This is a genomic window from Saccharopolyspora kobensis, assembly GCF_900108315.1.
GTDB lineage: Bacteria > Actinomycetota > Actinomycetes > Mycobacteriales > Pseudonocardiaceae > Saccharopolyspora > Saccharopolyspora kobensis.
Window position 1 is genome coordinate 1,140,963 of sequence record NZ_FNVB01000002.1, and the last position, 13,172, is coordinate 1,154,134.

Below are 13,172 nucleotides of genomic sequence, written 5' to 3' on the forward strand. Positions count from 1 at the left end.
CTAGCGCCGCACTTCGGCCGGTGCGGCGGGGATCTTCGCCAGCGCCGACGGCAGCGCGTGCCCGACCAGTCCGGCCAGGTGCTCGCGCAGGTCGGGGAGCTTCGAGACGTCGATGCCGGTGTCGATGCCCTCGCGGTGGAACAGGTGGATCAGGTCGTCGGCGGCGATGTTGCCGGTGGCGCCCGGCGCGAAGGGACAGCCGCCGAGCCCGCCCAGCGCGGCGTCGAACCGGCGGATGCCGCAGCGGTAGGCCTCCCAGGCGTTGGCGTCGGCCATGCCGTAGGTGCTGTGCAGGTGCAGGCCGACCCGCTCGATCGGGAACACGTCCCGCACGGCGGTGACCGCGCGGGTGATGTCGCTGGGCGAGGCAGCGCCGATGGTGTCGGCGAGGTGCAGGACGTCGACACCGATCTGCTCGTAGTGCCGGGCGACGCGCACCACGCGCTCCACCGGGGTGTCGCCGTCGAACGGGCACACGAACGCCGTCGCGATGCAGCCCTCGGTGCTGACTCCGGCGTCGTGCAGGATCTCCGCCGCGCGGGCCAGGCGCTGCATCGCATCCGCCGTGCTGACACCGGAATTCGACTCGCTGTGGCCTTCGCTGGCCGACATCACCAGCCGCGCGTGCGTGGCACCCGCCTCGACCGCGCGCTGCGCACCGCGCTCGTTGAGCACGAGCGCGTGGAAGGTCGCGGGCCGCCCGGCGAGCCCGGCGACGACCTCGGCGGTGTCGGCCATCGTCGGCACCCGCTTCGGGCTGACGAACGAGCCGATCTCCAGGCTCCGGAAGCCGGCGTCCACCAGCAGCTCGCCGAACCGGATCTTGTCCGCGGTGGGCACCACCACCGGTTCGATCTGCAACCCGTCGCGCAGCGACACCTCGGTGATGAGCACCATCAGATCACTCCTTCGGTCCGCAGCTCGTCGGCCTGCTCGGGCGGGATGCCCAGTTCGTCGAGGACTTCACCGGTGTGCGCGCCGAGTTCCGGGCCGAGCCAGCGGGTGCGGCCCGGTTCTTCGGAGAGCTTGGGCACGATGCCCGGGAACAGCACCTCGCGGGTCTCCTCCTGCTCGATGCGCACCGGGTGCCGCTCGTGCATGCCGCGCGCCGCGTAGTGCGGATCGGCCACGATGTCCGGCACGTCGTAGATGGGTCCACTGGGGACGGACGCGCCGGCGAGCAGCTCCAGGATCCGCGGGCTGTCCGCCGTCGCGGTCCAGGCGTTGATCGCCGCGTCGATCTCGTCGCTGCGCTCGACGCGCCCCACGTTGGTCTGCAGCTGCGGGTCCTCGGCCAGATCGGGCCGGTCGATCAGCCGCATGAGCCTGCCGAAGATGGCGTTGTTGTTGCCGCCGACGACCACGTACTTGCCGTCCGCGCACTGGTAGGTGTTGGAGGGGACCACGCCGGGGATGGTCGGACCGGTGGCCTCCCGGGTGACGCCGAAGGCGTCGAAGTCCGGCACCGAGGACTCCATGAGCGAGTAGATCGCCTCGTAGAGCGCGACGTCGACGGTCTCGCCCGGCCGGCCGGCGCGGCGGCTCAGCAGGCCCATCAGCGCGCCGATCACCGCGTAGAGCCCGGCCACCGAGTCGGCCAGGCTGACCCCGGTGCGCACCGGCGGCAGGCCCGGGTAGCCGGTCAGGTGCCGCACTCCGCCGAAGGCCTCGGCGACACCGCCGAAGCCCGGGCGCTCCCGGTACGGGCCGGTCTGGCCGAAGCCGGAGATCCGCACCAGCACCGCTTCGGGGTTGACCGCGCGGATCTGCTCCGGGCCGAGGCCCCACTTCTCCAGGGTGCCGGGGCGGAAGTTCTCCAGGACGATGTCGGCACCCGCGATCAGCCGCCGCGCGATGTCCTGGCCGCGCTCGGCGCGCAGGTCCAGGGTGATCGAGCGCTTGTTCCGGGCCATGGCGCGGAACAGCAGCGACACGTCACCGCCGTGCAGCCGCCAGCTGCGCAGCTCGTCGCCGGTGCGCGGGCGCTCGACCTTGATCACGTCGGCGCCGAACTCGGCCAGGATGCGGCCCGCGGTCGGCGCGGCGATGAAGTTGCCCAGCTCGACGACCCGGACTCCGGTCAGCGGGCCGTGTCCCGTGGACGTCATCGGGTCCTCTCCTGTTGTCACGTGCGATCGGTGGGAGGGCGATGTGCGCGCCCGTGGGCCACGAGGTGTCCGCCTCCGCAAGCCCTGCTTTGCCACTATTTGGGAAACCCTTCCCAAAACTGACAAGCAGCGAACGTAGCCGCCCGAATCCGCCCGCACAAGGCCCACCGCGATCCGTCCACCAGGAAGTTCCGGAACCGGCTACAGCGAGAAGCCACCCGGAGACGCTCCGCAACGCGGCGCGGACACCGAAAGACCCTGCCCGGCCTGCGATCTCCGCTGCGGACGGGCGGGGGCGTCACGCAATTTCAATGGAAATTGCGCGTGCGGTTTCAATGGAAATTGCGCCCCAGGTGGTCAGCGCAGGGGGTTCGCCTCGACGAGCTCTTCGGGCGCGGAGAGGCGCCACGCCTCGTAGACCAGCTCTTCGAGCTCGTCGGCGGCGATCTTCGGCAGCTGCACCACGACCCAGCCGTAGCCACCCGCGGTGAACTGGACCTCGAACACGTCGGGGCGCTCGGAGACCAGGGCGATCTGCTCGGACAGGGTCTGCTTCAGGCCGACCGTCCTGGTGCGCGGCCAGTGGTAGCCGAAGCCCTTGCCGCGCACGCTGAAGGACGTGTAGTCCCGCCCCTCGCGCTGCTCGACGTCGGCGAGTCCCTCGATGATCCGGAAGAACCGGCTGCTGGCCACACCCATGCCGACATCATCGCGCACCCCACCGACAAGCACCGGCGATGGCCTGCCGCGACGGCCTTGATCGCCGCGCCGCCGTGTGTATGCTGTGCCGGTCCGTCTTCGTCGCCGCCGGTCGAGCACAACTCTTCCCCGGCGCACAAGCGCTGCCCGCGGCAGAACTGGAGCCGACCGCGCGCCGGCCCCGACGAATCGGATGCTTCGAATGTCGGACATCGTTGTCTTCGCCAACACCGCGATCACCATCATCGGTGTCGTGGTGCTCATCCTCCGGGTCAAGATCAGCCCGGCGATCGCGCTGGTGCTCGGCGCGATCTACCTCGGCCTGGTGTCGGGCCTGGGGCCGGAGCAGACGATCAAGTCGATCACCACCGGGTTCGGCGACCTGATGAGCGAGGTGGGGCTGCTCATCGCCTTCGGCGTGCTGCTGGGTTCGCTGATGGCCTCGCTCGGCGCCATCGAGCAGCTGGTCGAGCGCCTGGTGCGCCTCTTCGGCCCGAAGACGCTGCCCTATGCCTTCGGCTCCACGATCGGCACCGTGCTGCAGTCCATCTTCGCCGACGTGCTGCTGGTGATCACCGCGCCGCTGGCCAGCCGGTTGTCCCGGCAGATCGGCCCGCACGGCGCGGCCCGGATGTGCGCGGCGATGGCGCTGGGCATCGAGGTCGGCCTGGTGTTCGTGGTGCCCGGCGTGGGCGCGGTCGCGCTGGCCGGGGTGCTGAACCTGCCGTTCGGCAAGATGTTCATCTTCGGCCTCGTCACCGCCGTGTTCACCATCGTCACCACGCTGGCGCTGTTCACCGCGCTGGCCAAGCGCGGCCTGTGGAACCCGAAGCTGGACGAGACCGAGGAGCTGCCGGTCGCCGACGTCGAGCCCGCGGCGGACCGCCGGTTCCCGCCGCTGGCCCTGTCGCTGGCGCCGCTGCTGCTGGCGCTGGCGCTGATCGCGTTCGGGGCGATCGCCGAGATGACGGGCCTCAGCTCCCCGGCCGTCGACTTCCTCGGCGACCCGGTCATCGCACTGCTGATCGGCCTGGTCGGCGCGCTGGCCATCGCCCGCTGGAAGCTGCCCAAGGAGCAGACCGAAGCGGCGTTCAAGCGCGGGTTCCACGAGAGCGGGCAGATCCTGATCCTCACCGGCGTGGGCGGTTCGCTGGCGCAGACGGTCAAGGACGTCGGGCTCGGCGAGCTGCTGAAGGACTACTTCACCACCAACACGCTCGTCCCGCTGCTGCTGGTCTGGGCGGTGGCGGCGGTGTTGCACATCGCCGTCGGTTCGGTGGTGCTCGCCTCGATCACCGCGGCCGGCGTGCTGGGCCCGGTGATGCCGATGCTGGGCATCGACCCGGTCTTCGTCGCCCTGGCCGCGGGCGCGGGCTCGCTGTTCGTCATCCACGCCACCAGCAACACCTTCTGGCTCCTGCAGACACTGCTGCCGCAGACCACCCGCGGCGCGCTGAAGTCGGTGACCCTCACCGTCTCGGCCGCCTCGGTCATCGCCATGATCCCGATCCAGCTGATGGCCTTCCTGTTCTGAGCCTCCCGTGCGCGTTTCGGGGTGCTGTGGCGCCCCGAAACGCGCACGGGACTTGGCCCGCACCGGGTGTCGTAGGCTGGGCGGATCGTGCGACGCATCGTCTTCCTGCTGCTGCCCCGGCTGCACCTGCTCGACCTCGCCGGGCCCGCGCAGGTGTTCTCCACCGCGGCCAACCTCGGCCACGACTACGCGCTGTCCTACGTCGGGCAGGGCGAGAACGTGCTGAGCGCGCAAGGACTTCCGCTGCACGCCGGCACCGAGTGGCCGGAGCTGACCGCCGACGACCTGGTGCTGGTGCCCGGGTCGCGGGTGCCCGATCCGCCGCACTGGCCCCGGCTGCACGCGGCCTCCGCCGAGCGGCTCCGCGCTCACCACGCCGCTGGTGGCGCCGTGGCCAGCGTGTGCTCCGGCGCCGACGCGCTGGGGCAGGCCGGGCTGCTGCACGAACGGCGCTGCACCACCCACCACGACCTGCAGGACGAGCTCGCGCGCCGGTATCCCACGGCGACCGTGGTGCGCGACGTGCTGTTCGTCGAGGACGGCCGGATCACCACCTCGGCGGGCATCGCCAGCGGGATCGACCTCGCGCTGCACCTCGTCGCCGCCGACCACGGCCCGGGAGCGGCGGCCAGGGTCGCGCGCGACATGGTCGTCTACGCCCGCCGCAACGGCGAGGACCAGCAGGACAGCGCGATGCTCCGCCACCGCGCGCACCTCAACGACGCGGTGCACCGCGTCCAGGACCTCATCGACGCCCGCTTCGCGGAGCCGCTGCCGCTGGCCGTGCTCGCCGCCGCCGGCGGCTGCAGCGAGCGCACGCTCACGCGCTCCTTCGTGCGCGCCACGGGGCTGACGCCCCTGCGCTACCAGCAGGCGCTGCGCATCGAACGCGCCGAGCACCTGCTCGCGCAGGGCGCGACCGCCGACGCGGCCGCGCGGGCGGTCGGCTTCACCGACTCGCGCATGCTCCGCCGCCTGCGCGCCCGGGAGCGCTGACACCGAATCGGCGTATCGGTTCGTCGTGACATCCTGGGATCGGCTGTTTAGCATCGGGTTCACCACTTGGAAATCTCTTCACGATGATGAAGTGAGGGTGATCAGGTTGCCGTCGCTGGATGAGTTGGGATTCCGCCTGCACGCCGACGATTCGGTCCTCATCGCCCGAACCGACGTGGCCGCGGGCACCTACTCCGGGATCCACGTGCCCGCCGAGGTGCCGCGCGGACACAAACTGGCCACTGTGGACATCGCAGCGGGCGCACCGGTCCGCAAGTACGGCCAGATCATCGGATTCGCCTCGCGCCCGATCACCGCCGGTGAGCACGTGCACACGCACAACGTGGCCTACCAGGAGTTCCATCGGGAGCACGCCTACGGCGCCGACGTGGTGCCCACCGAGTACGTGCCGAGCGCGCAGCGCGCCACCTTCCAGGGCTTCGTGCGCCCCGACGGCCGGGTCGGCACCCGCAACTACCTGGCGGTGCTGACCTCGGTGAACTGCTCGGCGACCGCGGCGAAGATGATCGCCCGCCGGATCGAGGCCTCCGGCGTGCTCGACGACTACCCGAACGTCGACGGCGTCTGCCCGCTGACCCACACGCTGGGCTGCGGGCACAGCGGGCAGGGCAACGAGGGCTTCGAGGTGCTGCGCCGCGCGCTGCGCGGTTACGCCGGGCACCCCAACTTGGCCGGGCTGCTGGTGATCGGCCTGGGCTGCGAGGTCAACCAGGTCAAGAGCCTGACCGAGGACCTGCGGCTGCCGCCGGGCATGCCCGTGCACGCCATGACCATCCAGGAGCTCGGCGGCACGAAGAAGACGGTGGCCGAGGGCGTGCGGCGGATCGAGGAGATGCTGCCGGTCGCCAACGCCTACCAGCGGCAGACCGTCTCCGCGGACAAGCTCGTGCTGGCCATGGAGTGCGGTGGTTCCGACGCCTACTCCGGCATCACCGCCAACCCGGCGCTCGGCGCGGCGGCGGACCTGCTGATCCGGCACGGCGGCACCGCCGTGTTCGGCGAGACCACCGAGATCTACGGCGCCGAGCACCTGCTCACCCGGCGCGCGGTCAGCCGCGAGGTCGGCGAGAAGCTGGTGGACCGGATCGCCTGGTGGGAGAAGCACGTCCAGATCGACGACAGCTCGATCAACAACAACCCCTCCCCCGGCAACAAGGCGGGCGGGCTGACCACGATCCTGGAGAAGTCGCTGGGCGCGGCGGCCAAGGGCGGCACCACCAACCTCGTCGACGTCCTGCAGTACGCCGAGCCGATCACCGGCCGCGGCCTGATGTTCATGGACACCCCCGGCTACGACCCGGTCAACGCCACCGGGCTGATCGCGGGCGGCGCGCAGCTGCTGTGCTTCACCACCGGGCGCGGCTCGGCGTTCGGCTGCAAGCCCGCGCCGAGCATCAAGCTGGCCACCAACACCCCGCTCTACGAACGCATGACCGACGACATGGACATCAACTGCGGCGTCATCGCCGACGGCGAGCTGACCGTCGCCGAGATGGGCGAGCAGATCTTCCATCACATCCTGCGGGTCGCCTCCGGCGAGGAGACCAAGAGCGAGGAACTCGGTTACGGCGAAGAGGAATTCGTTCCCTGGCACCTGTCCACAGTGCTCTGACCGGCGCCCGGGCGCGGCGTCCGATTCCCGCGAGACACCGGTCCCGGCCGCACCGCATGATCATCGTCATGAGCGACGCGGATGACGTGCTGTTCGGCCACCTCCGCCGGACCAACGAGGACTTCGCCCACCTGGTGCGCTCGGTCGGGCCCGAGCAGTGGACCGCCCGGACGCCCTGCCCGGACTGGGACGTGCGCGCGCTCGTCAGCCACCTGGTGCAGGCGAACGTCATCTACCGCATGCTGCTGCGCGGTGGCAGCAGCGACCAGTTCCTGACGATCCGCGAGCACAACACCCTCGGCGAGGACCCGGCGGAGTCGTTCCGCGCCGCCGCGTCCGAGTGCCTGGCGACGTTCGCCGAAACCGGTGCCCTGGACCGGGAAGTCGACTACCCCTTCGGACCGGCCGACGGCCGCAAGCTGCTCGGCCTGCTGATCGCCGACACCGCGGTGCACACCTGGGACCTCGCCCGCGCCATCGGAGCCCCGGAAGACCTGGATCCCGGACTCGTCGACTGGGTCGAGGACAACTTCGAACACCTCTACGCCGAAGTCGCCGAAGGCCCGCTCGATCCGAACTCCACGCACCGCCACTTCGCGGCACCCTCGCTGCCGGCCACCGCCGAAAGCGACCAGCACCGCATGCTGCGCCGCATGGGCCGCGAGCCGTGACACGGTGAAGCGCGACCGCGCAGCGGGTTCAGGCGTCCTGTGCGCAGCGGAAGCCGGTGTTGCCCGTGGAGGTGTCGGGGGTCAAGCCCTGGCGGGCCGATACCCGGTAGCGGCGGCAGTACGAGTCGTGGCACAGGTAGGAGCCGCCCCGGGCGCTGCGGCTCGGGCCACCGGGGGCGAACCGGTCGGCGCACCACTCCCAGACGTTGCCGGTGGTGTTGTGCAGGCCGAAGGCGTTCGGTTCGAACGCGGTGACCGGGCAGGTGCCGACCCAGCCGTCGGACCGGTCGTTGTGCTGCGGAAACGTCCCCTGCCACACGTTCATCCGGTGTTCCCCGCCCGGTTCCCGCTCATCGCCCCACGGGAAGGGGCGGCCCGCGAGGCCGCCGCGCGCGGCGTACTCCCACTCCGCCTCGGACGGGAGCCGCAGCCCGGACCACGCGCAGTACGCCTGCGCGTCGCTCCAGGACACGTGCACCACGGGGTGATCGGCCCTGCCGTCCACATCGGACCCCGGCCCTTCCGGGCGGCGCCAGTCGGCTCCCTCGACCTGGCGCCACCACGGGGCCGCCGCGACGCCGCGGGTCGGTGGGAAGTCGTCGGGCAGCAGGCCCGCGAACACGAAGGACCAGCCCCACCGCTCGGCCTCCGTGCGGTAGCCGGTGGCGGCGGTGAACTCGGCGAACTCCGCGTTGGAGACAGCGGTGCGGCTGATCCGGAACGGCCCGACCCGCACCGTCCGGACCGGCCCTTCCTCCGCGTAGGCGAGCTCGTCCTCGCTGCCCATCAGGAACGAGCCGCCGTCGAGCCGCACCATGCCTTCCGCCCGGGGAACGGCGGCGGGCGAGACTTCGGCGTCCGTCGTGGACCGCCCTGCCGAAGGTGCGCAGCAGGCCCGTTCAGTCATGGGCGGCCTTGAACCGGGCGCGATCCCGATCGGCCTCGGCGTTGTCGTGCAGGTCCTCGCCCAGGTCGACGCGGACCCGGTGCAGCTCGCCGGAGAAGGCGTTGTCCGCCACCGGGTAGTCGTCGGTGACCGGTGTCGCGCGGTCGACGCCGATGTCGAAGGTCTCGTCGAAGGCGAAGTAGTACGGGATGGTCTTCGGGACGACGACCTCGCCGACCTGCTCCCCGTCGACGTGCAGCGTCACGTCACCGCCCCGGCCGACACCGCCGCCGTGGTAGGCGAAGTCCACCTGGATCTCGTGGCGCCCGGCGGCCAGCGGCGCGCGGGCCCGCGCGGTGTGCACCTCCAGGCCGAAGTAGTTGTAGGCGTAGCAGAGAAGGCCCTCGTGGAAGTACACCGACCAGCCGCCGAAACGGCCGCCCTGGGCGATGATCACGCCCGCTGCCGCGCCATCGGTCTCGACCAGGGCGGTCACCCGGTGCGAGCGGTTCTTGACGTTCGGCGCGGTCTCCTCCGTCAGCCGCTTGGCACCGGCGTGGAAGGTGATCGACCGGCGCTCGCCCATGAGGTCGAGTCGCCCGGCCTCCTTCGGGTTCTCCCGCTCGGTCATCCGGTCGTCGAGCGGGAACACGCCGTGCCTGCCCGCTTCGACGAGGAACAGCTGCTTGAGCTCGTTGAGCTTGCCCGGGTGCTCGGCGGCGATGTCGCACGCCTGCGTCCAGTCGACCGAGGTGTCGTAGAGCTCCCACTGGTCGTCGTCGAAGTAGCGGCGCTGGTCGCCCTGCACCATCTCCCACGGCGTGCCGTGGCGGGTCACCGCCATCCAGCCGTCGTGGTAGATGCCCCGGTTGCCGACCATCTCGAAGTACTGCAGCCGGTGCCGGTCCGGCGCGTCGGCGGCGTTGAAGCTGTAGAGCATGCTGGTGCCCTCGATCGGCTTCTGCGCGATGCCGTCCACCTCGACCGGGTGCGGGATGCCCGCCGCCTCCAGCACCGTGGGCACCACGTCGATCACGTGGTGGAACTGGTGGCGCACCCCGCCCCGCTCGGCGATCCCGCTGGGCCAGTGCACGATCATCCCGTCCCGGGTGCCGCCGAAGTGCGAGGCGACCTGCTTGGTCCACTGGTAGGGGGTGTTCATCGCCAGCGCCCAGCCGACCGGGTAGTGGGCGTGGGTCGTCGCGTCGCCGAGCGCGTCGGCGTTGTCGAGGATGAACTCGGCGCTGTCCGGGATGCCGCTGGCGAAGCGGTGCTCGTTGAGCGTGCCGCCGAGCCCGCCCTCCGCGGAGGCACCGTTGTCGCCGAGGATGTAGATGAACAGCGTGTCGTCCAGCGCGTCGAGCTCCTCCAGCGCGTCGACGAGCCGTCCCACCTGGTCGTCGGTGTGCTCGGCGAAACCCGCGTAGAGCTCCATCAGCGAGGCCGCCGCCCGCTGCTCGGTCGCCGACAGCTCGTCCCAGTGCGGAACGCCTTGCGCCCACGGCGCCAGCTCGGCGTCCTCGGGCACCACACCGAGCTCCTTCTGCCGCCGCAGCGTGATCTCCCGCTGCCGGTCCCAGCCGTGGTCGAAGGCGCCCCGGTACCTGTCGCGGTATTCGCGGGGCACGTGGTAGGGCGCGTGGGTGGCGCCGAACGGCAGGTAGACGAAGAACGGGTGATCCGGCTTCAGGGACCGCTGGTCGCGCACCCAGTCGATCGCGTGATCGACGAGGTCCTCGGACAGGTGGTAGCCGTCCTCCGGCCTGCGCTCGGGCTCCAGCGGGGTCGTCCCGTCGAACAGCAGCGGATACCAGTGGTTCATCTCCGCGCACAGGAACCCGTAGAACTTCTCGAAGCCCTCCCCGGTCGGCCACCGGTCGAACGGCCCCGCGGCGCTGACATCGCGAGCCGGGGTCTGGTGCCACTTGCCGAAAGCGGCGGTGTTGTAACCGTTTCCGCGCAGCACCTGCGCCAGCGTCGCGGCGCTGCGCGGGCGGATGCCGTTGTACCCGGGCGCGGCGCTGGCCATCTCGGTGGTCACGCCCATGCCCACGGAGTGGTGGTTGCGGCCGGTCAGCAGCGCCTGCCGGGTCGGCGAGCAGATCGCGGTGACGTGGAAGCGGCTGTAGCGCAGGCCGCCGTCGGCGAGCCGCTCGGCGGTCGGCATCCGGCACGGGCCGCCGAAGGCGCTGGGCGCGCCGAAGCCCATGTCGTCGATGAGCACGACCACCACGTTCGGCGCCGATTCGGGTGGTCGCACGGGTTGCACGGGTTCGAACCGGGGCTGCTGGTCGCGCGCGTCCAGCGCGGTGGTCGGTGTCCCGGCCTCGTCCGGGATCGGCAGTCGCTCGCGGGAACGGGCGGCGTCGCTCATCCACACCTCCAGGCGCATCCACGGACGATCTTCCACATCCGTCGCGAATCCACCAAGAAACCGGGCATCGCGGTCTCACCGAATGGGATCGTCGATGCCGCGCCCGCTTCCGAGGCGCACCGGTGCTAGGACGGCTCGCCCAGGACCAGCCGCAGGATCTCCTCGAACCGCTCGGTGGTCGGCGGCCGGTCCCGGAGCAGGCTCTGCAGGAGCACTCCGTCCATGAGGCCGACCAGCACGTCGATGCGCACCGGGTCGTCGGTGTAGCGGCGGCCGAACTCCGCGACGGCGTCCATCCAGCGGTGGGTCGGCGGGCGCAGCCGCGGGTCGCGGGCGGCGCGGAGGTACAGCTCGTACTCGGCGAGCAGGTGCGCCGAGCGGGCGACGACCTCGGTCATCAGCTCGGCCAGCGCGCGCAGGCTGTCGGCACCGCCGTCGGCTCGCTCCGCGAGCACGCGCATCCGCTCGGCGTCCTCGTCCATGCAGCGGGTGAGCGCCTCGGTGAGCAGGTCTTCGATGCCGTTGAAGTAGTACGCCGCCGCGGTCGCGGGCAGCCCTGCCTCGCGGGAGACCGTCCGGTGGCTGACGCCTGCCACGCCGTCGCGGGCCACGACGCGCAGGGTCGCCTCGATCAGCTCCTGCTTCCGCCGCTCGCCCTTGATCCGGCGCCCGTCGGTGGTCGGCTCGCTCAGCGTGCCACCTCCCAAGTGCATGTTCACGCCGCCCGTACTGTACGCAGCGGCGGTGGCCTGCTCGCGCAAGCCACCGCCGGGCTCACGCGGCCACCGGGTCGGTCTCCCGCGACTTCCGCCTGAGCAGCGGGAAGGCCAGCAACGCCACCAGGAAGGTGAGCCCGCCCGCGCCGGTCGCGATGACGAACCCGCCTTGGACGCCGAAGGCTTCGATCGCCTGGCCCGCTGCCGCCGCGCCGAGCGCGACGCCGATGTTCAGGCCGGTGATCGCCCAGGTCATGCCCTCCGTGAGCTTGCCGGCCGGGACGAACTTCTCGACCATGCCCATGACCACGATCATCGTCGGGGCGAAGAAGATCCCGGCGAAGAACACCGTCACCGACAGCGCCGGGACACCGCCCGCGACCAGCATCGGCAACGTGGTCAGCGCGGTGCCCGCGGTGAACACCAGGAGCAGCCGCGGCAGCGGAACGGTCAGCCTGCGCATCCCGAAGACCAGCCCGGACAGCCCGGAACCGAGCGCGTAGACCGAGACCACGATCCCGGCGGCCGCGGGCTGCCCCAGGTGCTCTGCGAAGGCCACGCTGACCACGTCGACGGTGCCGACGATGACGCCGCCCGCCACCAGCACGAGCACCAGGAACTTGACCGCGCCGCCCGCGATCGCCGAACCGCCGGTGACCTCCGCGGCCGGAACCACGGCCGGCTCGGTCCGGCGCTGCGCGACGAACAGCACCACGCCGACGGCCAGGAACACCGCGGCGACCAGCGGGCCCGCCTCCGGGAACAGCGCGGTGCACAGCGAAACCGACAGCGCGGGGCCGATGACGAAGGTCAGCTCGTCGACCACCGACTCCAGCGAGAACGCGGTGTGCAGCCGCGGCGAGTCGCGGTACAGCTGCGACCACCTGGCCCGCACCATCGCGGCCATGCTCGGCATGAACCCGGCCAGCACGGCGAAGACGAACAGCGTCCAGACGGGTGCGCCGTAGCGGGCGCAGAGCAGCAGCGCGCCGAGCGAGGCGACGCTGATCCCGGTCACCGGCAGCAGCACCCGGCCCTGCCCGAGGCGGTCGACCAGGCGCGACACCTGCGGGGCGATCAGGGCCATGGACAGCGTGAACGCCGCCGAAACCGCGCCCGCCAGGCCGTAGTCGCCGCGCATCTGGGCGAGCATCGCGATGATGCCGATCCCGGTCATGGGCACCGGTATTCGAGCGACGAGTCCCGCCGCGGCGAAGGCGAGCGAGCCTGGTGCCGAGAACAGCTCCCGGTACGGATTAGCCATGGTGCGCACCGCTTCCGGCGACGTCCAGCAGCGTGCGGGTCATCGGGACTCCCCTCAGAAATTTGAACGATCGTAACAATTGAAACGATCGTTAGATTAGATACCACGGGCGGGCGCGCGGATCCACCGCGGGAGCCGCGAGAGACGAGGTGGAGGCCGCCGACGAGGGGCGATGAGGCGGAAAGCGGGAGTGCGACCTTGCCCACAGGGCAGGTTCGATGCACTCTGCAACTAAGAGTGCAATAATGCACTATGCAATGAATCGTGCAAATGACGTGCGCCGCCGACGTA

Annotated in this window: 11 protein-coding genes; 4 read left to right on the forward strand and 7 right to left on the reverse strand. The window is 71.1% G+C overall.

Annotation, left to right across the window (positions count from 1 at the left end; translation table 11 throughout):
• From C4T78_RS05085 to C4T78_RS05095, 3 genes are all read right to left on the reverse strand, one after another.
• The gene (locus C4T78_RS05085; RefSeq protein ID WP_093346639.1) at positions 1-897 is read right to left on the reverse strand and encodes a hydroxymethylglutaryl-CoA lyase; all 897 of its coding nucleotides are present in this window, start codon (positions 895-897) and stop codon (positions 1-3) included.
• Positions 897-2,108, reverse strand: coding sequence for a CaiB/BaiF CoA transferase family protein (locus tag C4T78_RS05090; protein ID WP_093346636.1), 1,212 nt, complete (start codon positions 2,106-2,108; stop codon positions 897-899). Before C4T78_RS05090 ends, C4T78_RS05085 begins: the two co-directional genes overlap by 1 nt.
• Positions 2,109-2,465: 357 nt before the next feature.
• Positions 2,466-2,807, reverse strand: coding sequence for an MmcQ/YjbR family DNA-binding protein (locus C4T78_RS05095; protein ID WP_093346633.1), 342 nt, complete (start codon positions 2,805-2,807; stop codon positions 2,466-2,468).
• Between the two features lie 202 nt (positions 2,808-3,009).
• Between C4T78_RS05095 and C4T78_RS05100 the strand changes: the two genes are divergently transcribed.
• From C4T78_RS05100 to C4T78_RS05115, 4 genes are all read left to right on the forward strand, one after another.
• A complete protein-coding gene (locus C4T78_RS05100) occupies positions 3,010-4,341 on the forward strand; it encodes a GntP family permease (protein WP_093346631.1) in 1,332 nt (443 codons plus the stop codon).
• Positions 4,342-4,428: 87 nt separating this feature from the next.
• Positions 4,429-5,337, forward strand: a complete 909-nt coding sequence (locus tag C4T78_RS05105) for a GlxA family transcriptional regulator (protein ID WP_093346628.1) — start codon at positions 4,429-4,431, stop codon at positions 5,335-5,337.
• Positions 5,338-5,434: 97 nt separating this feature from the next.
• Positions 5,435-6,970 carry a UxaA family hydrolase gene (locus tag C4T78_RS05110; RefSeq protein ID WP_235863144.1) on the forward strand — a complete coding sequence of 512 codons (1,536 nt, stop codon included), beginning with the start codon at positions 5,435-5,437 and terminating at the stop codon, positions 6,968-6,970.
• Positions 6,971-7,038: 68 nt separating this feature from the next.
• Positions 7,039-7,641: a TIGR03086 family metal-binding protein gene (locus C4T78_RS05115; protein ID WP_177247395.1), complete on the forward strand. Its 603-nt coding sequence runs from the start codon at positions 7,039-7,041 to the stop codon at positions 7,639-7,641.
• A gap of 28 nt (positions 7,642-7,669) precedes the next feature.
• Here C4T78_RS05115 and C4T78_RS05120 read toward each other — a convergent pair whose 3' ends face one another.
• From C4T78_RS05120 to C4T78_RS05135, 4 genes are all read right to left on the reverse strand, one after another.
• The gene (locus C4T78_RS05120; RefSeq protein WP_093346623.1) at positions 7,670-8,548 is read right to left on the reverse strand and encodes a formylglycine-generating enzyme family protein; all 879 of its coding nucleotides are present in this window, start codon (positions 8,546-8,548) and stop codon (positions 7,670-7,672) included.
• Positions 8,541-10,919, reverse strand: coding sequence for an arylsulfatase (locus tag C4T78_RS05125; RefSeq protein WP_374703858.1), 2,379 nt, complete (start codon positions 10,917-10,919; stop codon positions 8,541-8,543). Before C4T78_RS05125 ends, C4T78_RS05120 begins: the two co-directional genes overlap by 8 nt.
• A gap of 107 nt (positions 10,920-11,026) precedes the next feature.
• Positions 11,027-11,614 carry a TetR/AcrR family transcriptional regulator gene (locus C4T78_RS05130; protein ID WP_218161499.1) on the reverse strand — a complete coding sequence of 196 codons (588 nt, stop codon included), beginning with the start codon at positions 11,612-11,614 and terminating at the stop codon, positions 11,027-11,029.
• Between the two features lie 61 nt (positions 11,615-11,675).
• Positions 11,676-12,881: an MFS transporter gene (locus C4T78_RS05135; protein ID WP_093348411.1), complete on the reverse strand. Its 1,206-nt coding sequence runs from the start codon at positions 12,879-12,881 to the stop codon at positions 11,676-11,678.
• Between the last annotated feature and the right edge of the window lie 291 nt (positions 12,882-13,172).

What these genes read in the sequence shown, in the direction of transcription:
- C4T78_RS05085 (WP_093346639.1), bottom strand. Translation starts at nt 897, where the DNA reads ATGGTGCTCATCACCGAGGTGTCGCTGCGCGACGGGTTGCAGATCGAA.
- C4T78_RS05090 (WP_093346636.1), bottom strand. Translation starts at nt 2,108, where the DNA reads ATGACGTCCACGGGACACGGCCCGCTGACCGGAGTCCGGGTCGTCGAG.
- C4T78_RS05095 (WP_093346633.1), bottom strand. Translation starts at nt 2,807, where the DNA reads ATGGGTGTGGCCAGCAGCCGGTTCTTCCGGATCATCGAGGGACTCGCC.
- C4T78_RS05100 (WP_093346631.1), top strand. Translation starts at nt 3,010, where the DNA reads ATGTCGGACATCGTTGTCTTCGCCAACACCGCGATCACCATCATCGGT.
- C4T78_RS05115 (WP_177247395.1), top strand. Translation starts at nt 7,039, where the DNA reads ATGAGCGACGCGGATGACGTGCTGTTCGGCCACCTCCGCCGGACCAAC.
- C4T78_RS05120 (WP_093346623.1), bottom strand. Translation starts at nt 8,548, where the DNA reads ATGACTGAACGGGCCTGCTGCGCACCTTCGGCAGGGCGGTCCACGACG.
- C4T78_RS05125 (WP_374703858.1), bottom strand. Translation starts at nt 10,919, where the DNA reads ATGCGCCTGGAGGTGTGGATGAGCGACGCCGCCCGTTCCCGCGAGCGA.
- C4T78_RS05130 (WP_218161499.1), bottom strand. Translation starts at nt 11,614, where the DNA reads ATGCACTTGGGAGGTGGCACGCTGAGCGAGCCGACCACCGACGGGCGC.
- C4T78_RS05135 (WP_093348411.1), bottom strand. Translation starts at nt 12,881, where the DNA reads ATGGCTAATCCGTACCGGGAGCTGTTCTCGGCACCAGGCTCGCTCGCC.